This window comes from Shewanella sp. POL2, from assembly GCF_000282755.1.
GTDB lineage: Bacteria > Pseudomonadota > Gammaproteobacteria > Enterobacterales > Shewanellaceae > Shewanella > Shewanella xiamenensis.
In genome coordinates this window covers 41,204-67,052 of sequence record NZ_AKZL01000007.1, presented here as the reverse complement: position 1 = coordinate 67,052, position 25,849 = coordinate 41,204, and the positions used below count along the sequence as shown (strand labels likewise).

Genomic DNA, 25,849 nt, shown 5'->3' with positions numbered 1-25,849 from the left:
TGCCATGCTGGTTGGCTATGCGCGCGTCTCGACGCAGGATCAGAACCTGGAGCTACAGCGGGAGGCCTTGACCCAGGCCGGGTGCCAAAAGCTCTTTGAGGACAAATTAAGCGGCACGAGAGCCGAGCGCCCCGGCTTGGCCAAGGCGCTTGAAATGCTACGCAAGGGAGACACGCTGGTCGTCTGGAAGCTGGATCGCCTGGGCCGCAGCGTCAAGCAATTGGTCGATCTGGTCAGCGAGTTGCACAAGCAGAGCATCCAGTTCAAGAGTCTCACCGACGCCATCGACACCGGCACGCCGTCGGGACGGTTCTTCTTTCACGTCATGGCCAGCCTCGCCGAAATGGAGCGCGAGCTGACGGTGGAGCGGACCCGAGCAGGATTGGCGGTCGCCCGGCTGTCAGGCCGCAAGGGAGGGCGCAAACCGAAGATGACCAAAAGCAAGATTGAATCGGCCAAGAAGCTGCTCGCCAGCGGGATCGCTCCCAAGGACGTGGCCAAGAACCTCGGGGTCTCAATCCCGACGTTGTATCGCTGGGTGCCGGCTTCCGGTCACGCTGAACAAAAATGAACTCAGAAGAAGGACGAAAATGAGCACCGGTCACACCCATGCCCTACCCAGCGAGCGCAATGAAAAATCGCTCTGGATCGCCCTGGCGCTGACCGGGAGCTTCTTGCTGGCCGAAGTCGCCGCAGGCATCGTTTTCAACAGCCTGGCCCTGCTCTCAGATGCGGCGCACATGTTCACGGATGCAGCGGCGCTGGCCATCGCCTTGGCGGCTGTACGGGTGGCGAGACGGCCAGCCGATGCCAAGCGCACCTATGGCTACTACCGCTTCGAAATCCTTGCGGCCGCATTCAACGCCCTGTTGCTCTTCGGCGTCGCTGGCTACATCCTGTATGAGGGCTGGCAGCGTTTGCGCGAGCCAGCGCAGGTTCAGTCCAGCGGGATGCTGGTGGTAGCAGTGCTGGGTCTGATCGTCAACCTCATCAGCATGCGTATGCTTCAGGGCGGCAAGGACAAGAGCCTCAACGTCAAAGGCGCTTATCTGGAGGTCTGGAGCGACATGATTGGCTCCATCGGCGTGATCGGAGCTGCGCTGGTCATCCGATTCACCGGCTGGGTGTGGGTAGATGCGGTCGTCGCCGTGGCAATCGGGCTATGGGTGCTGCCACGAACTTGGCTGCTACTCAAGGAAAGCCTGAATGTCTTGCTGGAGGGAGTCCCAGACGGCATTGACATGGGAGCCTTGATGGCATCTGTTCAGGCCGTGCCAGGCGTGACAGGGCTGCATGACTTGCACGTATGGGCGCTCACGAGCGGCAAGGTCAGCATGACCGCTCATATCGTGTATGCGCCGGAAATAGGGCCCGACGAGTTGCTCAAAACCCTCAAGTTGTTGCTGGCTGACCGATTCAGCATCTTCCATACGACGCTGCAACTGGAGATTGTTGCCTGTGAACACAGCGTCGATGGGTGCAACTTCGTGGATCATCGCCACAAAGAACCGAGTTCTCAACCAGACCAAGCCGCAGCCCGGCAGGCGTGACTAATGGGACTCCTACTACCCGGCTAGCCAAACCGGTCTTAGCGTACGATTTTTTCCGTTTTCTGAGACGACCCCAACTTACCAGCCACTACATTTAACTTTAGCGCCAACTTAGGGTTCATCTTAATATGTAGGTTACCGTTAAGGTACGCACGAACTGAGAACAGTACCTCGCTAGAGCCGTTAGATTGTATGTATCTAAAGTCGTGGGCTTTGTTGCTGGCCCATTTGAACTCATAAGGTTTAGGTGTGCCGCGTGTATCGAAACCAAGATTGCCAGCGATGGTGACAAAATCGGTGATAAATTCGATTGCACGAACAGACAAACCGCACTGGTTGTAATAGCTGTTATAGTCGTAACCATTAACGATGCCGCCAACATTTTCCATTACACAACGGTAGTCGAGTTTAAAATGAGAGATTTGACCATTCATCACAAGCTCCCGATAACGCCATCTGTCGTATTTGAAGGTGCGTTGGTTACTGGAATAATTAACCACGTTTGCGGCTTGGCTCATAGATAGGTAGAAATCTTTGAACTGATCATCTTGAAGAGCATCAGCGTGTTTTATTGCCCATTGAGCTATCGCGTATGCGTTCTCAGCGGTGAAGTCGACGCTTACGTGCCTCTCTAACAGCTCTAATAACCCCTTACGATTAGATGAAGTCAGGCGAGAAGTCAGCGCATCAAATTTAGCGAACAACTCTTTCCAAAACAAACTTTTGAGACTCTTGATTTTGAGTTTGAGACTTTCCAGCACCGACGCCTTAGAAACTTCTAGTTCTCGCAGTAAATCAGGATCAATTTCTGAGAGTGCGCTATAGGTATCCATTAGCTTGGCCATCTGATGATCGTAAAGTGATTGCATAGCCTTTACCATGTCGGCACCAGGAACTAATTCATTTAGCTTTTGCTTAGTCGAGTCGGATGGCCCTCTGAATTTTGCAGAATAATCACTTTCAGCTAGTTCTAGGTCAAAGTTGGCGTCAAAGAACGCTTTGAAAGGGTCAACCTTGCATTGGCGATGATTTTTATAACCTAAATTCACACGAATAATGTCTACCCGTACCGAATGACGAGTTTCGCGATCACAATCATTTTGAAAATCGAATGTCCCAATGACCTCGGCTTCGGCTTCACGCATTGTAATCGCATTTTCGATATCTTGACTGTTAGACCAGCGCTTCGGCAATACCAGATAACACACTTCGGCATTAGCTTCGGAAATGACACGGGTAGCCCATTGCTCAAAGGCCGAATAAGGAGGGTTGCAGAAAATGACGCCAACGGGCTTATCAACAAGGGTTTGCTGATTAAAGTCAGTGCCAATAACCAACACTTTTTTATCGAGCTGGCTGCAATGAACAAGGCTCTTTTCAATCGCGTACAGGTTGTAAAAAGGTGGGCTCATTTCGCCGCGACGGTCCTCTAACGGCATGTTCAGGGCGCTAAGCACTCGACCATCACCGGCACCAATGTCTAGCAACGATGACTCCCTGTTATAAGATTCTAAGAAATTAGACTTAACCAAATCATTTCGAACAACATCAATAATGTGCTGAGAAGACGGATACCATTCAAAATCCTGGTCCTCTGCCTTCAAGTGCCTAACACGTTGAGCGGTTGAAAAGTTAAACTCGCCTTGGTCGGCTAACATGACAGAATGAGACATTTGGACACCCTAAGAAGTTTCGATGTTCAAACTATCTCACGCTTTAAAATTCACGCAAATTTTGACATTAATACAGCGTCACTACACTAAACATTAAAAGTTTAGTATGCGCCACGCACTAATTAATCATGAAAATTCTTAGTTAACGCCTGAAAAACATGCAAGGTCCGAGTTAAAAAGGATTATACTCGGCAAAGCGCGAAAAAACCCTCCATTTCACCCAGTTTAATATAGTGACATTACGCTAATACATGGCGGCACCTACGCCGAGCAGACACCTCAACAATCTTTAGTATAATGACGTCACACTAATGCAGTTTTTGGCTTATGGGCATACATGTCCGATAACTGTAATTATCGGACGCGAGGAAAAACAGACGGGCAGGGGCAAGCATTGACTCCGCGGGTGTACTGGTATCGATTGCTGAGCTTCAGATCCCACATCATGAAACAGAGAGCGCTTATTGTCTTTTAGCTGTATTGAAAAGACGAATCTAATAAAAGAGTAATAAATCAGTGACGGATCAGAAAAATGCCTAATTATAAGGAACATCGTCAAGAACTATTAACCAATTTAACAATGTATAATCCGGCCCTGCAGAGTATCATTCGCTTTATGGGATTTTATTTTCAACATGGTATTTTGCTGCGCAAAATAGAACGCTCTGTTTATTTATTCTGATAAATAAAAGACTTTTCATCCTCACTGTTTAACAGGCTATGTGCACGGCTTAGGAGGAGTTATTTATGTACATATATGCTATGAGTATTGATTTTAAGGACTTCTACAATACATATGGTCCAATAACAACATGTATTATATTGGAGCGTTTATTAATAACATGAATTTTAATGTGTAATCAGTAGTCCTTCACTGCTAAAAGATTGCTTCGTGTTTAAGTTAACTTACGTGAATAATGTAATAATAAAAATTTGTTCCAGTCACTGTAATATTCTTCAATAATGAGCTAGCTAATGATGATCGTTAGCTGCAATCCGGTATGATGTGATTAAGTTGGCTTACTCAAGCTCGATATACCAGAAATCTCTATAAGAGAAACTGTTGCACTTACTTCAGCTCAGATTAATGGACAGTATTTATTTTGATAAAGTAACAAAATCAAGTTTTTGAAACGGAATGATGATACGTTAAGATCTTGTATGTGAGTATTTTTTTTAAAAATGCTGCATTTACTTAAAACTTTGTACAGAGCCAGTACATATACCGTTCCAGCAAACAGTTTCAAGTAAACCAACAATACGGACAAATCCGCAATTGAGCACGGTCATGGGGGAACTGAATGTCGCCAGCGCTATGTTATTGATAGTAAAAACTTAGTCGGTGACTTTTCAAAGTGGAAAAGGTTAAAAAAACGTTATGGTTGAAAGTTGTCGCCTTGAGAAAGGAAAACCAATCGAGCTGGAGTATCGTTATTATATTAGTTCTGAGGCGTTAATTGCCGAACAAGCAGCGATAGTCGTTCGAGAACATTAGGGCATAGAATCGATGCGCTGGGTGCTTGATGTCAGTATGAGTGAGGATGTATGTCTGATATACAATGCTCACGGGGCGGAAAATCTATCATGCCTGCATCATATGAGCTTGAATATGTTAGGAGCAGAGCCGACGAAGATAAGCATTGTTAGAAAACAAAAGCGATGCATGATGAATCCATCGATGCTTAAAGTAGTATTAAAGACTGGATTTAGTAGCTCGGTTACAAATAAAATACTCATGCGGTGGCCCTGAGTCCTGTGCTCTCTGCAATATCCCTTGGGCATATCTACATAGTACAGAGCACATATCCCGCCCAGGTCTGCATCTCCCCAGTGTTATGTCAGGGTAAGGATTCATTGAATAGTTTAATAATTGTAAGTTGAATATCTTAATAGACCTAGGATTGTGACTTATGTCATGGAATTTGATTTTAAAATTTGCTATGGTTAATCGCATAATTCAACTGGATACAATTGCATGACTAATATTTTGTTAAATTTAGCAGTTATATTAGCATTAATAATACAGTTATTAATGCCAAATAATGCTATGTCTAGCGAAATGTCTGAATCAAGTATGCAAACTAGCTCTATGTCACATTCAGTTATGATGGACAATGATTGTGATGATACTGATAACTGTTGTCCCGAAGATTCAAGCCACTGTATTAGCCATTGCCATGCAGTCGCTAATGTATTTGTTTTGTTATCAGATTCAAATTTAGTTAATGCTCTATTCACAAGTTCTAAAGTTAACTCAACTTTATGGATATCAACTCCGGCTTCGCTTGGAAGTCAAAATCCCCCTCCAATTGCTTAATTCTTTATTTTAATTAATCACTTACTATTAATTTATAAAGATTTTCGTTGCTCGTTTACTTATGAGCATCATAAAGCTTCTGGAGTTTCTTATGAAAAAATTTATCGCAATTACACTTTTATCTTTAGCTAGCACAGTTTCAATGGCTGCTACTATTACATTACCTGATTATCTTATTTTTACTTCCGTTGATGGCCAGTCTGTGGCTAATAAGGGACAGATTGACATTGAACCTGGTCAGCATTTGCTTGAACTTCAGTTTTATGATGATTACTCAACGGGAGCAGATGACACTAATTTTGTAAAATCTGATGCATTATATTGGAGTTTGAATTTAACTAAGAACGAAGATATTCAGGTTAGAGCTAAGGATATTTTCACTACAAAATCTGCTCGTAAATTTATCGACGCCCCTCAGATCACAATAGATTCTGTTAGCTTAAAAGGTGAATCAGTGAAGCTGGTTAACCATGAAGAATTAATGTCTATCATTATGAAACAACACGGCAAAATGATGAAACATTAATTGGATAAATAGGGCGCTATCATAGCGCCCTATTTATATCTAATATACTTCTTGAGCTGTGTGTAACACACAGAGTTATAGTAGAACTATCGTAGTTACTTACGTTGGTTTGGAGGTCGTATGAAAGTGACTCAACTCGCTAATAAATTGGGTGTATCCGCTGATACTGTGCGTTTTTATACTCGAATTGGATTACTCAATCCAAGCAAATCTCCCAATAATGGTTATAAAACATTCAACCATAAAGATATGGTGAGGATGCAATTTATTTTGAGTGCTCGAAATTTAGGCTTTTCTGTCGAAGATATTAAAGTTATTTTTTCTAAGACTGATCTTGGGGATAGTGCATGTCAACTTGTACGCGAATTAATTAAAGTAAAGCTGCTTGAAACAGAGCAACAGTTCAACGAAATGGTGAAATTAAGAAGTAAGCTTTCTAAGGCGATACAAGATTGGTCTCAAATGCCTGACAACATACCTACAGGAAACATGATTTGCCATTTAATAGAAAATACAAATCAAGAGGATATAGTTTCAGAGGAATTAGATGTTCCCCATTGTGTTAATGAAACTTCAACGGAGGTTAAGTAATGGATCACACTACACACTCACCCATACAACTCAATATTCTCGGCGCAGGCTGCGCGAGTTGTGTTGGCAAAATTGAAAAAGCGATTAACAACGTAGAAGGCGTTGATTCGGCCGAGATGAATTTTGCGGACAGAACGGTATTAGTTAACGGTAAAGCATCTGCCGAGTTGATTATAAAAGCGGTCGAAAGCGCTGGTTACAATGCCTCTCAAATAAAGGCGGAGTCGGCAGAAGATGTCATGAACGAGAAAGAACAGGCTGATTTGCAACATTATAAAAGTTTATTACGCCATACCATTATCGCTCTGTCCGTCGGTATTCCGTTGATGATTTATGGACTGTTTATTGGCGAAATGACGGTATCAACCCTATTAGAACAAGTGGTGTGGGGACTGGTTGGTGTGGTGACTCTTGCGATTATGCTGATATCAGGTAGGCATTTTTATATCGGTGCATGGAAATCATTTTTAAACCATAACGCCAATATGGATACCCTCATTGCCTTAGGTACCGGTACTGCTTGGGTTTACTCTATGTTGATAGTTGCATTTCCACAATTATTTCCCGAGATGGCAAGGCATGTTTACTTTGAAGCGACCGCAATGATTATTGGTTTAATAAATCTTGGTTTAGCACTAGAAGTTAAAGCGCGCGGTAAAACCTCTGAAGCGATTAAGCGTCTCATTGGTTTGCAAGCTAAAACTGCTCGGGTTATCCGTGATGGAAAAGACCTCGACATCGATATTGCTCATGTATTACTTAATGATCACGTTAAAGTTCGCCCTGGCGAAAAAATCCCAGTTGATGGGGTGGTTATTGAAGGTAACAGCACCATTGATGAATCAATGTTGACTGGTGAGCCAATGCCTGTTGAAAAAGTGATCGGTGACGATGTGGTCACTGGCACCTTGAATAAATCAGGCTCGATCATATTTAAAGCCACTCGTGTAGGTAAAGATACTGCACTGGCGCGCATTATTAGTATGGTCAAACGGGCGCAAAACTCTAAGCCGCCGATTGGACGTTTAGCTGATGTTATAGCCGCTTACTTTGTGCCCGCCATTATGATCATCGCTACAGTCAGTGCCATGGTGTGGTTTAACTTTGGCCCTGAGCCGTCGAGTGTATTTGCCATCGTGTCTGCAACAACAGTATTAATTATTGCTTGTCCTTGTGCGTTAGGACTCGCAACGCCAATGTCAGTGATGGTCGGCGTTGGTAAGGCGGCTGAATCGGGAGTGCTTATTCGGAACGGTGAAGCATTGCAAACCGCGTCTAAAATAACCGCCATGGTATTGGATAAAACCGGCACCATTACCGAAGGTAAACCGCAAGTTACCGATATTATTTTGGTTAATACAGACAGTGAAGAGCAGGTACTTGCCTTGTCTGCTGGAATTGAAAGTCACTCCGAACATCCACTCGCGCAAGCGATTGTTGAAAGTGCGAATGATAGAGGTATTGAAGCCATTAACACTGAGCACTTCAATGCCATTTCAGGTAAAGGTGTAGAAGCTGAAGTGGATGGCCAGATATTATTATTTGGTAATCTAAAATTAATGCAAGACAAAAATATTGATATTGGATTCAATGAAGCTAAGGCCCAAGTGTTAGCTGAAAATGCTAAAACACCAATGTATTTAGCGCTTGCAGGGCAATTACTGGCCATTATTGCGGTATCAGATCCGATAAAGCCTGATTCAATCGAAGCGATTGCGAGACTGAAACGCAGTGGCATCAAAGTGATAATGTTAACCGGGGACAATAAAGCGACCGCCGCCGCAGTGGCTAAAAAAGTCGGTATTGATGATTTTTTCGCAGAAGTCATGCCAGAAGATAAAGCCAATAAAGTGGCTGAACTTCAGCAACAAAATGAAGTGGTTGGTATGACCGGCGATGGGATTAATGACGCCCCCGCATTAGCGTTAGCCGATGTTGGCTTTGCTATTGGAACAGGCACTGATGTGGCGATAGAAAGCGCTGATATTACCTTAATGCGCGGATCACTTCATGGCTTAGCCGATGCGATAGCCATTAGTAAAGCAACGCTGCGCAACATTAAACAAAACTTGTTTGGCGCGTTTATTTACAACGTCGCGGGTATTCCCTTAGCAGCAGGTGTGCTTTTCCCTGTTTTTGGTATTTTGCTAAATCCAGTGATTGCCGGGGCTGCGATGGCCTTTTCATCACTTACCGTAGTGAGTAACGCTAACCGTTTACGTTTGTTTAAAGCCAAAGAACACTAGGAGCTTCAATATGTTAATTAATTTACTGTGTATCGCATTAATCGGTTTTATCATTTGGTGGTTTTGGCTATATAAACCGACAAAGGATTCTAGTGTTGACGCTAGTACATTGATACTGGTTAAAGACGGTGTGTATACGCCTGCACGAATTAAAATTTCGGCTAATACACCAACAGAGATAACTTTTTTACGCCAAGATAAATCCGGATGTTCAGCCACAGTCCTGCTACCCGACTTGGAGATTAGCCAGGATTTAGCGCTGGATAAGCCCACGACGATATCATTACCAGCTCTGGAAAAGGGTGAGTATCCATTTCATTGTCAGATGCAAATGTATAAAGGTGTATTGATTGTTGAGTAAACACTAGATATCCATGCGTATTTTTCAATATGTTGGTATCAATGATGAAGATAATAGCAGTATTAAAATGAGCCTTTTTGAACTTTGCAATCAATATCTTGGTTCTAACCTAAGCTGTTTACGGTCTAGGTTAGAAAATTGGCCATTTTTTGTTAATTACTTTTTACCTAAATCATCAGAAAAATGATGAGTTAATGATTAAGAGAGACATTATGAGTGATTTTGAACATAGACCGGGCGTTAAAGAAGCGACTTTAGTTGTCAGAAACCTAAGATTAACTGGAGTAGATAATGGCGTTGTTGCCTAAATGAATGAACCTTCCGTCTCAGATGCGATCAGATCCTGTGAATACCACGCAGGAACCGCTATCAGATGGGCAAATCTAAATCTCGCATTACCAATTGGCCGGAATATAACAAGGCGTTGACCAACCGAGGCTCACTGACTTTTTGGATAGACGAGCAGGCGCTCAACCTCTGGATATTGACGGCCGTTTCACCAATGGTCAGGTCAAACTGAGTACCCTGCAGGGATGCGGCAACTGGCAGGCTCAGACTGGAACGCGCATTGAAACTCCATACGCCAAGACTTCCGGCTACGCCAGAGAGGGTTAACCCCTTCAGGAAAGTTCGTCGAGACGTTTTCAACAGCATGCGCATTCCCTTATTTAAAGTATGGTTACTGACAGAATTCGAGAACCGATTTAAATTAAATTACTGGTTCATCCACTTACAATGAAATGAAGCTAGCACACCTTAAGAAACAAATTCATTACAATCGTGTAATGTACATAGCTGTATTACATTTACGTCATCTTCCCCACAGGTTGATTATTTTTATATATGATCATAAGGACATCTTTTATGTACCTCAGAAGGTAATTACACATGAATATATTAATCACGACCACTGCGTTTACAGCTTTATTTTGTGGGGCAGCTTTTGCTCAGTCCAGTGATATTGCCCATGAAGCACATCGATTTGTTAATAATGCCTCAGCCGTCAGTCATGTGAATTCCTCGACGCATGAAAATTTGCCGGACAGGATTAATAAAAACAGCACGCCCTCATTCTCTGAAATGAATGAACATGAAAGGGCCATTGTTGCTCATTCATTTATGAACAACAGCCCGTCCTATGCACATCAGAAAATGATTGAGGAACATAAAAAAATGCTGTCCGAGAGTGGTGAAAATTCAAAGACCTTCTCTTCTTCTTTTAACGAACTGAATGCCGGAGAGAAAGCCGCCCTCGTGCATGAGCAGGTCAATAATGCCGGTGCGGAAGCTCATCAGACGCAGGCAAGAAAGCTTCGCGGCCTGTATTCGTCCAGGTAACTGCAGGCGGGTTAGTGCTTAGCGTCAGGTGCGCAGCAGGGCTTTACTGACGGGTTACGTAGCAGGACATGAGCCCCATATTGCTCTGCCGTAACCTGTATCAGTCCCGTTAATCATCACCGTCGGGCTGGTCATACAGTTCCCAGAGCTTCAGGAGCAAACGGGAAACAAGATATGTTACAAAAATGACGACCATCAACGGTGCTCCCGATTAACTGACAGATGACACGCCTCCTGAAAACCCCTAGCATACGCCGCAGTGTTCATGCTAACGGCGAATTCCAGTAAATGTATTCTACCGATGTCGTAAAAGAAAATGCCTGCCTTTCAGCCACCCGCTCGGGGCTGGAATCGAACGAGATCGCTACTCTTCAGCGCTCCTTGCCTTCCCGGTTTAATCTGCGGCATTTGAAAAAAAATGAATCATTAAAACTCGTACTGCAAAAGAAAGCGGGAAAATCACGTGTCGTGGCCTATAAATTTACGTCCGGTTCATTTAATTACACGGCGTATCGTATATCAGATAAAAAGTTCTATAACCTTTCCGATACTTCCGGGAAAGGCAGTCTCGATTATCCGTTACCGGCCACAGCAAGACTCAGTTCGCCTTTCAATCCTGCAAGACTTAACCCGGTATCCGGAAAAGTGAGTCCCCATAATGGCATTGATTATTCCATGCCCATGAACACGAAAATAGTCAGCGTCATCGACGGAAAAATCACCCGGGCCGAATACAACAGTACCATGGGATATTTTGTTGAAGTAACGGGAAAAGCCGGTGTTAAAACTCGCTATCTCCACCTCAATAAAATACTCGTTACTAAAGGGGCCAGGGTTACACGGGGAGGTGCTATTGCGTTATCCGGTAACAGCGGACGTTCATCCGGTCCTCATCTGCATTACGAGCTGGTCATCAATAACAACCCTGTTAACTCTCTGGCGTTCCGGGCAGCGGCACCCGCTGATAACAAACTCGAACAGCATGCCTTTGCGCATGCCAGAGACTACGAACGATACCTGGACTGATAACGGGACCGCGACGCGGCCCCGTCTGCCGGATTAATTTTTTTTATCGTTTTCACTTCCGTGATGTTGATGATCTCCATGCCCTCCGTGGCCGTGGAAAAGATGCATTAGCGGGCAGACCAGCAATAACAGATATGGCCAGTAACCTGCCACATGTGACCAGTGTTCGCGCAGGAGGGCAAATGCCGCGATCGCGGCGACAGCAATAAGCGCATAGGTGGTACTTTTCATACTGGACTCCTTCTGTTCGTAACTGACCCTTCACTCAGTGTTATTTCCCGAGCCTGACACTTTTCAGACGCAACGCATTCACAATGACGCTGACGGAGGAAAGAGCCATGGCCGCCGCCGCAATAACTGGCGACAGCAGTATTCCATACACAGGATAAAGCAGACCTGCAGCCACAGGCACGCCAAGTGCGTTGTAGATAAATGCAAAAAACAGATTCTGTCGGATATTTTTCATGGTGATCTCTGACAGATGACGGGCCCTGTTCAGTATCATCAAGTCGCCTTTGAGAAGGGTGACTCCGGCACTTTCAATTGCCACATCTGTACCCGTTCCCATAGCTATGCCCACGTCAGCCGCTGCCAGCGCCGGGGCATCATTTACACCGTCCCCCGCCATCGCAACCACATGACCAGACGCTTTCAGTCGGGTTATCACTGCTTTTTTGCCGTCAGGCAGAACCCCGGCTTCAACCTCATCTATTCCCAGTTTCCGTGCGACTGCTTCAGCAGTAAGCTGGTTATCCCCGGTGAGCATAACAATGCGGATCCCCGCCTGACGCAAAGCTTTAAGCGCATCCGGCGTGGTTGCTTTCACGGGATCCGAGATAGCTATCAGGCCTGCAAGGTACCCATCTGTGGCCACATAGATAACGGTAGCGCCTTCCATCCGCAACGTATCCGCAACGGCCTTTTGATTATCAATAACGATACTGTTTTCCTGCATAGCCAGTTCATTACCAATAACAACCCGTTGACCTTCAACATCGCCTGAAACACCTTTCCCCGACGGAGCATTGAAATCACTGACTGCGGGTATCATGATCCCCCTGTGCTGGGCTGCCCGGACTACAGCCATACCCAGCGGATGCTGCGAGCCTTTTTCCACTGCGGCCGCTACACGTAAAAGAGATGCTTCCCCACCCGGATTGAGACTGATAATCCCTGTCACCGTAGGCGAACCTTCCGTGAGCGTGCCTGTTTTGTCGACAACCAGCGTGTCCACTTTTTCAAGACGCTCAAGGGCTTCGGCATTCCTGATTAACACCCCGGCCTGGGCTCCTTTGCCTACCCCCACCATTATCGACATCGGTGTGGCCAGCCCCAGTGCGCAGGGGCAGGCAATAATCAGGACCGACACAGCCGCAATCAGACCGTGCGCCATCCTGGGCTCGGGCCCCCAGACAGACCAGATCACGAAAGCAACAACCGCGATAAGTATCACCAGAGGAACAAACCAGCCTGAAACGCTGTCAGCCATTCTCTGGATGGGGGCACGCGAACGCTGTGCATCAGCGACCATCTGAACAATTCGTGAGAGCATCGTTTCATCACCGACTTTCTCTGCACGGATGATAAGACTACCTGTCTGATTAATCGTCCCCCCAATGACAGGGTCACCCTTCGTTTTGGTAACCGGCATAGACTCCCCGGTCACCATCGATTCATCAACGGTTGTTTTGCCTTCGATCACGATACCGTCGACCGGAATACTCTCTCCAGGTCTGATGCGGAGCTTATCGCCAGGCAGGACATCTTCCGCATTAATATCCGTTTCATGACCGTCATGATCCAGCCGTCTGGCGGTTTTGGGGGCAAGGTTCAGAAGCGCAGTAATGGCGCCTGAGGTTTGTTCCCGTGCCCGCAGCTCAAGAACCTGTCCCAGCAGAACAAGCACCGTAATAACTGCTGCGGCTTCAAAATAAACGGCCACCAGGCCATCCATGTTTCTGAACGATGCAGGAAACCAGGAGGGGAAGACGGTTGCAATGACGCTGTAAACCCAGGCTACGCCGGTCCCCATTGCAACAAGGGTAAACATATTCAGGGAGCGGTTACGTAACGACATTCCGGCCCGGGCGAAGAATGGCCAGCCACACCACAACACGACAGGGGAGGCCAGAAGCAGCTGCAGCCATGTGTTGTACTGTGGCGGTACTGTATTCCTCAAGTCGGGAAACAGATGAGATCCCATTTCGAGTACCAGAACCGGAAACGCCAGCAACAACCCCAGCCAGAAGCGTCTTGTCATGTCGTGAAGTTCATCACTCGGCCCCGTGGATGCCGTAGCTACAAGCGGCTCCAGTGCCATTCCACAGACAGGACAGCTTCCGGGACCACTGCGGCGTATCTCCGGGTGCATCGGACATGTCCACACACCTTCAGAATTCTCTTTTTCCGCCTGGTGGTGAGGCTGTTTTATCTGATCAGGGCTGACTTCGTGATGATCGTGGTGATGGTGATGGGAATGTTCACTGGCATCTTCGGTAAGATAACGATCGGGATGGGCTTTAAATTTACTCTCACAGCTGGCGGAGCAGAAATAAAGTTGATGGTCCTGGTATCGAATGCTGCTGTGCGCCCTGTCGGGCAGGATGGCCATCCCGCACACGGGATCTCTCACCTTATGCAATACGTGGCCCTCGTCCGGGGATAATGTCTGCTCAGAAGCAGTCTGGTTGTTGTGTTGCACTGCATTGTCATTTTTCACAGTAACTCTCCTTATGCATACCGAAGCATCTTCTGTCTTCAGGGTATGTCATGGATGCGATTACCACGAATATCGCCGGCACAGGAGTGCCTGCTACCAGCGTCCCGTTATCAGCCGTTCCGCTGACTATTCGATTCGCTGGAAGACTTTTTTACTTCCATCCGGTGAGAATGCGATAACATCGTAAGCCTCTTTTCGGGCTCCCATCTCCATTCCAGGACTTCCTGCTGGCATACCGGGGGTGGCGAGACCGTATATACCCGAACCAGACTGCATTGCCTTATGTATCGTTGTCGCAGGCACATGGCCTTCAATGATCAAATTACCGGCAACCGCGGTATGACAACTTCGTAGTCCTGCAGGAATAGCATGCTTTTCTTTCAGGGCTGACAGCGCCTGATCATTCATGACGTGAGTTCGTACTTCAAACCCGTCTTTTTCCATCGCTTTGCCCCACAGGGAACAACAGCCACAGTTTTCAGATTTGTACATATCAATCACTTTTTCACTCGCCATCGCGGGTAGTGAAAGGCCGAGAGCCAGCGCCATTAGAACCACTTTTTTCATACTCACCTCTGTATATTATCGATATAAACCCTGACGTCAGGGTGAATCAGTAAAGAAGGACACCCACAGGGGGTGCCCTTTCAGGTTCAGGACACGCTTTTTTTATGTCTGCGCAGCCAGATTAATTTGTAGGCGGCAGGAATAATGAACAGGGACAGCAGCGGAGCCGTGATCATCCCACCAATCATGGGTGCCGCGATACGGCTCATGACTTCTGAACCTGCACCGGTTCCCCAGAGTATTGGCAGCAGACCCGCAACGATCACCGCCACGGTCATGGCTTTCGGCCGGACACGCAGTACGGCACCATGATAGAGGGCTTCATCAAGGCCATCCGGTGTGAACGTCTCTTTACGGGACAATTTCGGGTGCGCTTCAATGGCATGACGCAGATACATCAGCATGACCACGCCAAACTCTGCTGCCACCCCGGCCAGGGCGATAAACCCGGTTCCGGTCGCCACTGACATATGGAAGCCCTGCCAGTACAGGAACCATATCCCGCCAACCAGGGCAAACGGCAGGCTCATCAGGATCAACAGGGCTTCATCAACCCTGCGGAATGCCAGATATAACAGGATGAAGATGATCATCACCGTCATCGGTACCATCAGTTTTAATTTCTTATTGGCGTGCTCGAGTAATTCAAACTGTCCTGAGAATGCCACACTGGTCCCCGGTCTCAGTTTCACTTTCTCACTGATGGCCGTCTTAATATCGTTCACCACCGACACCATGTCCCTGCCGCGGGCATCAACATAAATCCAGCTGGCTGGCCGGGCATTTTCGGTTTTCAGCATGGTTGGTCCGGAAACGACCTTAATATCGGCAACATCGCCCAGCGTAATTTGCTGCTTCATTGGGGTCAGGATTGGCATCTCTCTCAACGCCTGCGGACTGTTACGGTAATCCTGCGGATAGCGAATGTTAATAGGGTACCGGGCCACGCCTTCAACCGTCTCACCCACCATAGCCCCACCGATTGCTGAAGAGACGAACAGCTGGACGTCGCCCACAGTCATCCCGTACCGGGAAGCTTTTTCCCGGTTAATGTCCACATCAATATAACGTCCACCTTCCAGTCGTTCAGCCAGTGCGGAAACCACACCAGGTACGGTTTTAGCGACTGCTTCGATACTCTGTGCTGTTACATCGATATCCGACAGAACAGTACCCGATACCTTAATACCTATCGGACTTTTAATGCCGGTTGAGAGCATATCAATACGGTTACGGATAGGCGGTACCCAGAGGTTGGCCAGACCCGGTAAACGGACGGTCCTGTCGAGTTCTTCAATAATCTTGTCAATCGTCATGCCTGGACGCCACTGATCCTCAGGTTTCAGTTGGATGGTGGTTTCCATCATTTCGAGCGGAGCAGAATCCGTGGCGGTCTCAGCCTTACCGGTCTTGCCAAAAACTGAGGCCACTTCAGGCACCGTTTTGATTAGTTTGTCCGTGGTCTGTAAGAGCGCAGCAGCTTCTCCAGGAGACACGCCAGGTAACGTTGACGGCATATACAACAGGTCACCTTCGTTAATCTTCGGTAAAAACTCGCCGCCCACCTGACTCAGTGGCCAGATAACAGTGAAAATGGATAAAGCCGCAACCAGCAGGGTTGTTTTTGGCCAGTGTAGTACCCTGAGCAGTAACGGGTGATACGCTTTAATCAGCAACCGGTTCAGTGGGTTACTGGTCTCAGCAGGAATTTTCCCGCGGATCCAGAACCCCATCAGAATAGGGATAACAATGATTGCCAGTATGGCTGCACCCGCCATGGAATACGTTTTTGTAAAGGCCAGCGGACCAAACAGACGCCCTTCCTGCCCTTCCAGGGTAAAAATAGGAATGAACGATAATGTGATAATCAGCAGGCTGATAAACAGCGCTGGACCCACTTCAACGGAGGCGTCAGTGATAACCTTCCAGCGGGTGGCATTATCAATCTGTTCCCCGGGATGCTGATGGTCCCACTCCTCAAGCCGTTTATGCGCGTTTTCGATCATGACGATGGCGGCATCCACCATCGCTCCGACGGCTATTGCAATCCCTCCCAGCGACATAATGTTGGCATTCAGCCCCTGGAAGTGCATGACGATAAAGGCGATACACAGGCCAAGTGGCAGAGAAATAATCGCCACCAGGGCAGAACGGACATGCCAGAGGAACAGTGCGCAAACGACAGCAACAACGATAAACTCTTCAAGAAGCTTGTAACTGAGGTTGTCAATCGCACGATCGATTAACTGGCTGCGATCGTATGTCGTTACGATCTCCACTCCTTCAGGCAGGCTTGCCTTCAGCGTGTCCAGTTTATCCCTCACCGCCGTAATGACTTCGCGTGCATTTTTGCCCGAACGCAGGATCACCACTCCGCCAGCGACTTCGCCCTGACCGTTAAGCTCAGCGATACCACGCCGCATTTCCGGTCCCAATTGTATGCGGGCAACATCACGCAGGTAAACAGGTACTCCATTTTCCCCCGTTTTCAGGACGATATTTTTGAAATCATCAATAGTCTGAAGATAACCGCTGGCCCGGACCATATACTCTGACTGAGCAATTTCAACAGATGAGCCACCGGCTTCCTGGTTAGATGAGCTAAGAGCTTGTTTTACTTCTGGCAGACCGATGCCGTACTGCGTCAGTTTTACCGGGTCAAGCTGGATCTGATACTGCTTAACCACGCCGCCTACGGATGCAACTTCAGCGACATTAGGAATGGTTTTCAGCTCAAACTTCAGGAACCAGTCCTGCAGAGAACGCAGTTCTGAAAGGTCGTGTTTTCCGCTGCGATCGACAAGGGCATATTCAAAAATCCAGCCCACACCCGTGGCATCCGGACCGATTTCAGAACTCACCCCGGCGGGCAGTTTTCCCTGAACCTGATTCAGATATTCCAGCACGCGGGAACGGGCCCAGTACAGATCGGTGCCGTCTTCAAAAATGACATACACATACGAATCACCGAACTGTGAAAAACCACGCACAGTTTTTGCGCCAGGTACGGAGAGCATGGTGGTGGTAAGTGGATAGGTGACCTGGTTTTCTACAATCTGCGGGGCCTGGCCGGGATAGCTGGTTTTAATAATGACCTGCACATCTGACAGGTCAGGCAAGGCATCGACCGGCGTGTTAATAATCGTCCATGTACCCCAGATGCTGAGAAACAGGGCCCCCATCATGACCAGGAAACGGTTGGCGACAGAGCGCCGGATAATCCATTCAATCATCGTCGTCTCCTCAGTGCCCTGAATGCCTATTTACAGGCTGGTCAGACATTGCTGGCATACTGCTTTCTGTTTTTTCAGGATGGCGCATACGTTCCAGCGCGCCCGTAATATTGGCTTCGGAGTCAATGAGGAACAGACCACTGACCACCACGGTATCGCCTTCATTCAGGCCGGAGCCGATGCCGGACTGTTGTTGTGATTCATGCAGAACGTGGATCTGTTTCGGCACAAACTTGCCTTCATCATCAACAGTAATCACGCGCTGTTCTTTGCCGGTATCGATAACGGCCTGGCTTGGTATCAGCAGCATCTCCTGGCTCTTGGTATTGAGTTTCAGATAGGCATTCATGCCCGGCTTGAGAAACTCATCCTTATTAGAAACCTGGAGACGGACCTGAAGCGTACGGGTTGTCTGATCCACGCTGGGAAGAATGTTCCATTTTTCGACATGGAATGTTTTATCCGGATAAGCCGGTACCGAAATTTCAAACTGCGACGTATCTTTCAGCAGATAGGCGATAGATTCCGGCACTGCAGCGCTGATCCAGACCGGGTCCATCCCCTGAATCTGAGCCACCACCTTATCTTTCGAAATATTCATGCCGGTGCGCAGGTCAAATGCAGTAATGACACCATCAATAGGTGCTTTAATGGTAAAACGGGTCTGGATTGTGCGGGTTGAACGCAGTCTTTGAATATCCTCTTCCGGCATACCAGCCAGACGAAGTCGCTCCAGAACCCCTTTTATCTGGGTTGGCGTACCGCCTGTACCGGATAGCAGCAGGAACTCACTTTGTGCCTCAACCCATTCAGGAATGGTGATATCGATAAGCGGAGTGCCTTTCTTCACATGATCGCCAGTAGTCAGGGGATACACTTTTTCGACGAAACCGTCAGAGCGCGCCTGCACAATGACAAACTGATATTCGTTGTAACTGACATTAGCCGGAATTGTCTGAGAATAATTCAGCATTCCTCGCGTGACTTTTTGCGTTTTTAATCCCAGATTCTGAACCTGGGTTGGATCGATACGGATCCCGCCATTGCTTTTATCGCCACTTTCATCAGCATATTTTGGCACAAGGTCCATATCCATAAAGGGAGATTTTCCGGGTTTATCAAATTTGGTATCCGGTTTCATCGGGTCATACCAGAAAAGTACCTTTTTCTCCGGTGCCTTTTGTTCTGTTTGTACTGTTTTTTGTGATGAGTTTACATACTGCCAGGCAGTAACCGATATCAGCCCTCCTGCTAGGAGGCTGCTGATAATTATTGCAGCATATTTTATCTTTAAAGAAGCCATACAATTTCTCGCTGAAAAATCAAAACACCTGGCATATGCGCCCAATCATTCATTCACAGTAATCCCTTAATGAATGTTCAGGCGCACTGGATGTATTCGCTCCGGACAGTCAATCAGGATTGCGTAACGTTAATGCTTTTGAGTAAGGAGATATTGCCCTGCTGAATAAACGAGAAATCGACATGGTTGCCGATTTTCAGGGCATTGATAGCGTCGTCTGCATTAACAAAAGTGAAGCGCATGGTCATTGCAGGCCAGCCCACCGCAGGGATTGCTTCGTGCGAAATGGTGATCTTTTTACTATTCATATCAATGTCTTTAACGACACCGGTGCCCTTGATAACCTGCTGTACCGAAGCATCACTGGCAGCATTCATATCGCCATGCTGATGTGTTTCAGCATGAAGACCGGCAGAAAACATGACAGAGAAGGCACCAAATAAAACAGCTTTAAGTGAATTACGCATTTTTAATTTCCTGATTAATTAAATAAATTTATTCTACCCAACCGCCACCCAGCGCAGTAAACAGATTAATTTCGTTAACCTGTCGGGAATAGGTAAGATCGAGAATGGTTTGCTGCGTAGCGAAGAGGGAACGTTCTGCATCCAGCACTTCGATGTAACTGACAGCACCACTTGCATACAATCCTCTGGCTCGCTGGAGAGTTATCTGAAGTGAATCAAGATAACGCTGCTGTGACTCAAGTTGCTGGCTAAGGCTGTCGCGCAGCGCAAACGTGTCGGAAACATCCTTAAAGGCGGACTGAATTTTTTGTTCGTAATTAACCACCGACTGTTGCTGGCGAATTTCTGCCAGTTTGAGATTGGCTTTGTTCCTGCCGGCATTAAAAACAGGAATGTCAATTTTAGGGATAAAATTCCACATTCCGCTTCCTGGCGTGAAGAGACTGGACAGCTCCGTACTGCTTGCGGAAAGGCCACTGGTCAGGGTAATGGACGGGAAAAAGGCCGCCCGCGCTGCGCCAATATTCGCATCAGCAGCTTTCAGCTGGTATTCCGCCTCCATAATATCCGGTCGCTGCAGCAAAATTTGTGACGACAGGTTTGATGGCAGTTTAACTGGCGCGGTCTCACCGCCTTTCATCCCTTTTTCTGGCGGCAGTGCACGGTACGTTCCCAGCACCAGTTGCAGGGCATTGTTTGCCTGAGCCAGATCGCCTTCTCGTTTGGCTATCTCAGCGCGGGTACTTTCGATTTGTCCCCTGGCCTGTTCAAGCGCCAGCACATTCGTACTCCCGGTCACGAGCTGTTGCTCAACGAAAGCATAGGACTGTTCGTAATTTTTCAGCGTTTCCCGCGCGATACGGAGTTGTTCATACGCCAGTTGCTGGCTGAAATAGCTTTGTGAAACGCTGGAGACCAGCAGGATATGTACAGCCCGACGGGCTTCTTCGCTGGCAAAGTAGTTCTGGCGATCAGCGTCACTCAAGTTCTTGAGCTTGCCGAAAAAATCGAGCTCATAGCGGAGTTCCAGACCCGCGTCGTACTCCTGTGTGGTCGGCTTGTCGCCTTTCAGACCACCGCTGTAGGTGATCCCGGATGAGGCATTCAGCTGGGGATAACGATCTGCATCCGTGACGTTGAACTGGGCCCGGGCCTCTTCAACCTTCAGGGCAGCCATTCTCAAATTACGGTTATTAGCAAGGGCTTCCCCGATCAGCCGGGTAACCTGGGGATCGACAAAAAAGTTACGCCAGCCCGTATCCTGATAACCATTCACTGCTGGCGTCAGGCTGTTTCGGGACAGTGAAAACTGCTGGGGTACCGGTGCTGCCGGGCGCTGATATTCAGGTGCCAGAGAGACACAACCGGTCAGGATGAATATCGTGCTAATGCTGAGTAATTTTAATTTGAACATAACGCTTCTCGTCCAGGCAGACCTGGTAAATGGTTCAAATGAAGTCCAGAGTATTGATAGGGGTACTTTACCGAACGCTCTCTGTTTGTCGGGTGACAGGATAATGACAATGTTGTCATTTTTGCTGTAATCCGTTGATAATGATCGTGGGCGCAATAGAATGACCTTAGCAGCCAGCCGGGGAGCAAGATGAAAATATTGATCGTCGAAGACGAAATTAAAACAGGTGAATATCTCAGCAAAGGGCTTAGAGAGGCAGGGTTCGTAGTGGATCACGCTGATAATGGTCTTACCGGATATCATCTCGCCATGACAGCCGAGTATGATTTAGTCATTCTGGACATCATGCTGCCTGATATGAACGGCTGGGATATCATCCGGATGCTGCGCACTGCCGGAAAGGGTATGCCGGTCTTACTGCTGACGGCCCTCGGCACGATCGAACACAGGGTCAAAGGACTGGAACTGGGTGCGGACGATTATCTGGTTAAACCCTTTGCGTTTGCCGAACTGCTAGCCCGGGTGAAAACCCTTCTGAGGCGGGGAAACACGATGATCACGGAAAGCCAGTTTAGGGTGGCTGGTCTCTCGATTGATCTCGTATCCAGAAAAGTCAGTCGCGCCGGAAACCGCATTGTGCTCACCAGTAAAGAGTTCAGCCTGCTGGAATTTTTCATTCGCCATCAGGGAGAGGTTCTTCCCCGTTCCCTGATTGCCTCTCAGGTCTGGGACATGAATTTTGACAGCGACACTAACGCGATTGATGTCGCCGTAAAGCGACTCCGCGCTAAAATAGACAACGATTACGAGACAAAGCTGATCCAGACAGTCCGGGGCGTGGGCTATATGCTGGAGGTCCCGGATGCATAGCAAACCTTCCAGGCACCCTTTCTCACTCTCCCTGCGGCTGACCTTTTTTATCAGCCTGTCCACGATACTGGCTTTTATCGCCTTCACCTGGTTTATGCTGCATTCTGTTGAAAATCATTTTGCCGAGCAGGATGTCAGCGATCTTCAACAAATCAGCACCACACTGAACCGTATACTCCAGTCCCCGGAAGATCCAGATGAAAAAAAAGTAAGCAAAATAAAGGAATCGATTGCCAGCTACCGCAACGTTGCTCTTTTGCTCCTCAATCCCAGGGGTGAGGTGCTCTTTAGTTCAGCGCAGGGGGCAGCACTACGCCCGGCCGTGAATTCAGCAGATTTTAGCGAGCACAGCCACGCACGGGATGTCTTTCTCTGGACGGTGGAGGATCCTGCGAGACCGATGGATACCGGGTCTGAAATGAAGATGGAAACATACCGGATTATCGCCTCCTCTGGCCAGGCGATATTTCAGGGCAAACAGCAGAACTATGTCATGCTGACTGGCCTCTCCATTAATTTCCATCTCCATTACCTCGATGCGCTGAAAAAAATCTGATTGCGATTGCCGTCGTGATAAGCCTGCTGATTGTTCTGATCATTCGCATCGCTGTCCGTCAGGGGCACCTGCCCCTTCGTAATGTCAGCAATGCCATTAAAAGCATCACCTCCGAGAATCTTGATACGCGGCTGGAACCGACACGCGTTCCCATTGAGCTGGAACAGCTGGTTATCTCGTTCAATCATATGATTGGAAAGATTGAGGATGTCTTTACCCGCCAGGCCAATTTCTCTGCCGATATCGCGCACGAGATCAGAACGCCCATCACCAATCTGGTGACGCAGACTGAAATCGCACTGAGTCAGGATCGAACCCAGAAGGAACTTGAGGATGTCCTCTACTCCAGTCTTGAAGAGTATAACCGGATGACCAAAATGGTCAGCGACATGCTGTTCCTGGCGCAGGCGGACAATAATCAGCTTATACCTGACAGGGTCCGGTTTGACCTCAGAGCAGAAGTCATGAAAGTCTTCGAGTTTTTCGAAGCCTGGGCCGAAGAACGCAATATCACGCTCAAATTTAACGGGATGCCCTGCCTGGTTGAGGGAGATCCACAAATGTTCAGAAGAGCGATCAATAATCTGTTATCCAATGCCCTGCGTTATACCCCGGAGGGACAGGCAATCACCGTCTCAATAAGAGAGCAAGAGAGCTTTTTTGACCTGGTGATTGAAAATCCGGGGAAACCAATCCCTGAAGAGCATTTATCAAGGCTTTTTGACCGTTTTTATCGGGTGGATCCGTCCAGACAACGAAAAGGAGAAGGCAGCGGCATCGGCCTTGCAATTGTGAAGTCAATCGTGGAAGCACATCACGGAAGAGTGCAGGTGGAATCGGACGTACGCTCAACTCGTTTTATCTTATCCGTGCCCAGACTGGAGCAAAGGATTCCGGAGCCCCAACACTGAGAATAAAGATTTAAATGACAAAGATGTCATTAGCCTGTCATGCAGCAAACAGAAGCCATTCGATACTTATCAGGAAGGCTGGATTGCTTCATCAATACCCGGCGTCAGAGTACGCCAGGAAATGAATATCCAGCCAACTCCCGGAGAAATAAACACTGCCGGACTTGTTTCAGTTATGGAAATGAAAATATAGGTTGTGCTTCCCCCGGACAGGGACACCTTCGGTCAGAATTCCCTTTTCTTTAAACCAATTATGGTGCCCGACAGCATAATCGTGGATCTCAGACCAACCTTCGGCGCCAGCAATCACACCACACAGAGTGACGAACAATACATCATGCAACGGGTAAGTCACTTTGGCAGATTGTCGGCTGTCAGCAATCGAGTTGAAATGTGATGTGAAGGCTTCAAGGTACATGCTCTTATGCTCTCTATAAGAAAAAGAGAGCATAAGAGCATAATCGATGCCGTCCGTCTAATTTAGCTCAAAACGGTTAAAATATATTCACGATCTCGCCCTGCTTATGTTTGTAACCCCCCAGGGCCGGATTATAAATTGTTAAATTGGTTAACAAACCTATCCAGTCGAACGAATTTCATTCGATTATGGATGATTTATATCAATCAATAATCTCGCATTAAGTCGACTTAAGAACAAAATAGCTAAATGTTAACAGAATTTACAAAGCATAATCTCACCCTGTGTAACCCCCTGGTTCTAAAATACATTCAAGATGAATTTTTTTGTAAACGTAGATATTGATAAATTATCAAATAACAAGTTTTTCAACTTTAATCATCTAGACGTATTTTCATATAAAATTGTAAACCCAAGCACACCCATTAACACGACCTGAATTTACAATTACAATATAATTATTAGGGAATTAACATTTGTCAAAAACATTTACAACCTTTAAAAGCTGTAAGTGAATTTCGTTCTTAAATCTGTAGCGTCTTTTTGATTGTTTTCATAATCCAATATTGAAAAATCAATTGATATACCGATATTTTCGAGTTTACCATCAAATTGATATGCAAGATTAACCGTCCATTCATTTAAATCTTTTCCCACTATGGGATTGTCAAAAGATGTATAAAATATTTTACCTTTAAGATTAGAGATAGCAGAACCTAACCCCAATTGATACGAATTTGTTCCAGATTCAAATGCCCCAACACCCGCAGTTTTAGTAGTGGCAGTAAACTGATAATAAGCTCCTTGACCAATGCCTCTAAAAACTCTATTATCTCCTTCATTTCCTCCAGCTAATGTATAACCAGCAAAAAAATCTACTCCTCCCTGACTGAAACCTACTTTAAAGCCCAAAAGATCATTATCGACTAGTTCATTTTTATCCCACTTAGTTTTGTAATATTGCATTGCAATATAACTGTTAAAGTTAGTTGGCAATGTATATTCGAGATCCGCATAAAGTGCTTGGACTTCATTTATTACATTTGCGTACTGTGAGTTAACTTTGAATTTTTTAGCGATTCGCTTGTTAACTTGTACGAAAAAAACGCCATCATTACCTATTTTATAAAAATCGCCAGGAGAGCCAGAACCATTAAAATCAAAATCAACAAATTCATTATCAACATAAAACGATTTATCTGTTCGAGTCTGATATTTAGTCACATATCCAATCGAAATATCAGTACCATCAAAATGACTTGAAGACACCTGATACATTTCAAAAGATTCATTTATCAATCTTGAACCTGAGTTAGCGATAAGGGGTGATGAAAAGTGTTGTCTACCTCCAGAAAACACAGTATCACCAAACTGATACTTCAAAAAAGCTTCCGATAATACAAGACCTTGTGCGTTCATATCTCCCGCAGTTGTATCATCATCATCATTGATATTACTAACGTATGACCCCTGTACCTCTCCTCCCAATTTAAACCCATTAAACTCTGATGTATTAAAAGTAACATTACCACCATTCACCCAAATCGAGCTATTCTCTGTATTTGAATCGTCAAAATCTTGTTCGAAATAGTACGATCTCGCTGTACCTCCAACATTACCATTGTGTATCCATTCAGAAAAACTCTCAATATCATCATTAGAGAGTGCATTATTACTCATTGCTAATAGCACCAAAACATATTTATTATATTTAAACATACAAACCTTATTAACGTTAAGTTACAAATAAGAAACTATATTAA

19 protein-coding genes and 5 pseudogenes are annotated in these 25,849 nt (G+C 46.5%); 13 read left to right on the top strand and 11 right to left on the bottom strand.

The features are described from left to right. The first annotated feature begins 4 nt into the window (after positions 1-4). Positions 5-571: a recombinase family protein gene (locus SHEWPOL2_RS03090; protein WP_011638900.1), complete on the top strand. Its 567-nt coding sequence runs from the start codon at positions 5-7 to the stop codon at positions 569-571. A gap of 19 nt (positions 572-590) precedes the next feature. Continuing rightward, positions 591-1,550: a cation diffusion facilitator family transporter gene (locus SHEWPOL2_RS03085; protein WP_011638899.1), complete on the top strand. Its 960-nt coding sequence runs from the start codon at positions 591-593 to the stop codon at positions 1,548-1,550. Between the two features lie 38 nt (positions 1,551-1,588). On the opposite strand, the gene SHEWPOL2_RS03080 is transcribed toward SHEWPOL2_RS03085, so the two are convergent. Then, positions 1,589-3,223: a DUF4942 domain-containing protein gene (locus SHEWPOL2_RS03080; RefSeq protein ID WP_239642733.1), complete on the bottom strand. Its 1,635-nt coding sequence runs from the start codon at positions 3,221-3,223 to the stop codon at positions 1,589-1,591. Between the two features lie 1,278 nt (positions 3,224-4,501). On the opposite strand from SHEWPOL2_RS03080, the pseudogene SHEWPOL2_RS23155 reads away from it, so the two are divergent. The 7 genes and pseudogenes from SHEWPOL2_RS23155 to SHEWPOL2_RS22825 form a co-directional block, all read left to right on the top strand. After that, positions 4,502-4,973, top strand: a pseudogene (locus SHEWPOL2_RS23155) (ISAs1 family transposase); the annotation flags it as partial. 225 nt (positions 4,974-5,198) lie between these two features. Then, positions 5,199-5,540 carry a hypothetical protein gene (locus SHEWPOL2_RS22385; protein WP_083848295.1) on the top strand — a complete coding sequence of 114 codons (342 nt, stop codon included), beginning with the start codon at positions 5,199-5,201 and terminating at the stop codon, positions 5,538-5,540. Positions 5,541-5,631: 91 nt separating this feature from the next. Further along, positions 5,632-6,066, top strand: coding sequence for a DUF2057 family protein (locus SHEWPOL2_RS03075; RefSeq protein WP_037425979.1), 435 nt, complete (start codon positions 5,632-5,634; stop codon positions 6,064-6,066). 120 nt (positions 6,067-6,186) lie between these two features. Then, positions 6,187-6,657, top strand: coding sequence for a MerR family transcriptional regulator (locus SHEWPOL2_RS03070; protein ID WP_037425976.1), 471 nt, complete (start codon positions 6,187-6,189; stop codon positions 6,655-6,657). Further along, positions 6,657-8,903, top strand: a complete 2,247-nt coding sequence (locus tag SHEWPOL2_RS03065; protein WP_037425974.1) for a heavy metal translocating P-type ATPase — start codon at positions 6,657-6,659, stop codon at positions 8,901-8,903. The genes SHEWPOL2_RS03070 and SHEWPOL2_RS03065 overlap by 1 nt, the downstream gene beginning before the upstream one ends. A gap of 10 nt (positions 8,904-8,913) precedes the next feature. Beyond that, complete coding sequence (locus tag SHEWPOL2_RS03060) at positions 8,914-9,264, top strand: cupredoxin domain-containing protein (RefSeq protein WP_037425971.1); 351 nt, start codon at positions 8,914-8,916, stop codon at positions 9,262-9,264. Between the two features lie 373 nt (positions 9,265-9,637). Beyond that, positions 9,638-9,745, top strand: a pseudogene (locus SHEWPOL2_RS22825) (IS5/IS1182 family transposase); the annotation flags it as partial. A gap of 92 nt (positions 9,746-9,837) precedes the next feature. On the opposite strand, the pseudogene SHEWPOL2_RS23150 reads toward SHEWPOL2_RS22825, so the two are convergent. Then, positions 9,838-9,918: pseudogene (locus SHEWPOL2_RS23150) on the bottom strand (twin-arginine translocation signal domain-containing protein); the annotation flags it as partial. A 234-nt stretch (positions 9,919-10,152) separates the two neighbouring features. On the opposite strand from SHEWPOL2_RS23150, the gene SHEWPOL2_RS03050 reads away from it, so the two are divergent. Further along, positions 10,153-10,602: a hypothetical protein gene (locus SHEWPOL2_RS03050; RefSeq protein WP_011918417.1), complete on the top strand. Its 450-nt coding sequence runs from the start codon at positions 10,153-10,155 to the stop codon at positions 10,600-10,602. Positions 10,603-10,890: 288 nt separating this feature from the next. Continuing rightward, on the top strand, positions 10,891-11,628 hold the full coding sequence (locus tag SHEWPOL2_RS03045; RefSeq protein WP_011918416.1) for a peptidoglycan DD-metalloendopeptidase family protein: 738 nt from the start codon (positions 10,891-10,893) through the stop codon (positions 11,626-11,628). A 33-nt stretch (positions 11,629-11,661) separates the two neighbouring features. Here the strand turns inward: SHEWPOL2_RS03045 and SHEWPOL2_RS03040 are convergent, their stop codons facing one another. The 7 genes from SHEWPOL2_RS03040 to silC all read right to left on the bottom strand — a co-directional run bounded on the left by SHEWPOL2_RS03040 (position 11,662) and on the right by silC (position 21,331). Beyond that, positions 11,662-11,859, bottom strand: a complete 198-nt coding sequence (locus SHEWPOL2_RS03040; protein ID WP_000843494.1) for a DUF2933 domain-containing protein — start codon at positions 11,857-11,859, stop codon at positions 11,662-11,664. 40 nt (positions 11,860-11,899) lie between these two features. Further along, complete coding sequence (silP, locus tag SHEWPOL2_RS03035; RefSeq protein ID WP_001514621.1) at positions 11,900-14,347, bottom strand: Ag(+)-translocating P-type ATPase SilP; 2,448 nt, start codon at positions 14,345-14,347, stop codon at positions 11,900-11,902. A 126-nt stretch (positions 14,348-14,473) separates the two neighbouring features. Continuing rightward, the gene (locus tag SHEWPOL2_RS03030) at positions 14,474-14,914 is read right to left on the bottom strand and encodes a DUF411 domain-containing protein (RefSeq protein WP_000758228.1); all 441 of its coding nucleotides are present in this window, start codon (positions 14,912-14,914) and stop codon (positions 14,474-14,476) included. A gap of 86 nt (positions 14,915-15,000) precedes the next feature. Further along, on the bottom strand, positions 15,001-18,147 hold the full coding sequence (gene silA / locus SHEWPOL2_RS03025; protein ID WP_037425952.1) for a Cu(+)/Ag(+) efflux RND transporter permease subunit SilA: 3,147 nt from the start codon (positions 18,145-18,147) through the stop codon (positions 15,001-15,003). A gap of 10 nt (positions 18,148-18,157) precedes the next feature. Further along, entirely contained in the window at positions 18,158-19,450 is a 1,293-nt protein-coding gene (gene silB, locus SHEWPOL2_RS03020; RefSeq protein ID WP_011711635.1) for a Cu(+)/Ag(+) efflux RND transporter periplasmic adaptor subunit SilB, read from the bottom strand. Between the two features lie 113 nt (positions 19,451-19,563). Beyond that, on the bottom strand, positions 19,564-19,917 hold the full coding sequence (gene cusF / locus SHEWPOL2_RS03015; protein WP_011711634.1) for a cation efflux system protein CusF: 354 nt from the start codon (positions 19,915-19,917) through the stop codon (positions 19,564-19,566). Positions 19,918-19,945: 28 nt separating this feature from the next. Then, the gene (silC, locus tag SHEWPOL2_RS03010; protein WP_037425949.1) at positions 19,946-21,331 is read right to left on the bottom strand and encodes a Cu(+)/Ag(+) efflux RND transporter outer membrane channel SilC; all 1,386 of its coding nucleotides are present in this window, start codon (positions 21,329-21,331) and stop codon (positions 19,946-19,948) included. A gap of 189 nt (positions 21,332-21,520) precedes the next feature. On the opposite strand from silC, the gene silR reads away from it, so the two are divergent. Then, positions 21,521-22,201: a copper/silver response regulator transcription factor SilR gene (silR, locus tag SHEWPOL2_RS03005; RefSeq protein ID WP_011711632.1), complete on the top strand. Its 681-nt coding sequence runs from the start codon at positions 21,521-21,523 to the stop codon at positions 22,199-22,201. Next, positions 22,194-23,668: pseudogene (silS, locus tag SHEWPOL2_RS03000) on the top strand (copper/silver sensor histidine kinase SilS). The gene silR and the pseudogene silS overlap by 8 nt, the downstream one beginning before the upstream one ends. 208 nt (positions 23,669-23,876) lie before the next feature. On the opposite strand, the pseudogene SHEWPOL2_RS02995 reads toward silS, so the two are convergent. Together SHEWPOL2_RS02995 and SHEWPOL2_RS02990 are read right to left on the bottom strand one after the other, a co-directional pair. Next, positions 23,877-24,086 (bottom strand): annotated as a pseudogene (locus SHEWPOL2_RS02995) (transposase family protein); the annotation flags it as partial. A 498-nt stretch (positions 24,087-24,584) separates the two neighbouring features. Beyond that, positions 24,585-25,805, bottom strand: coding sequence for an OprD family outer membrane porin (locus SHEWPOL2_RS02990; RefSeq protein ID WP_037425945.1), 1,221 nt, complete (start codon positions 25,803-25,805; stop codon positions 24,585-24,587). Positions 25,806-25,849: the final 44 nt, after the last annotated feature.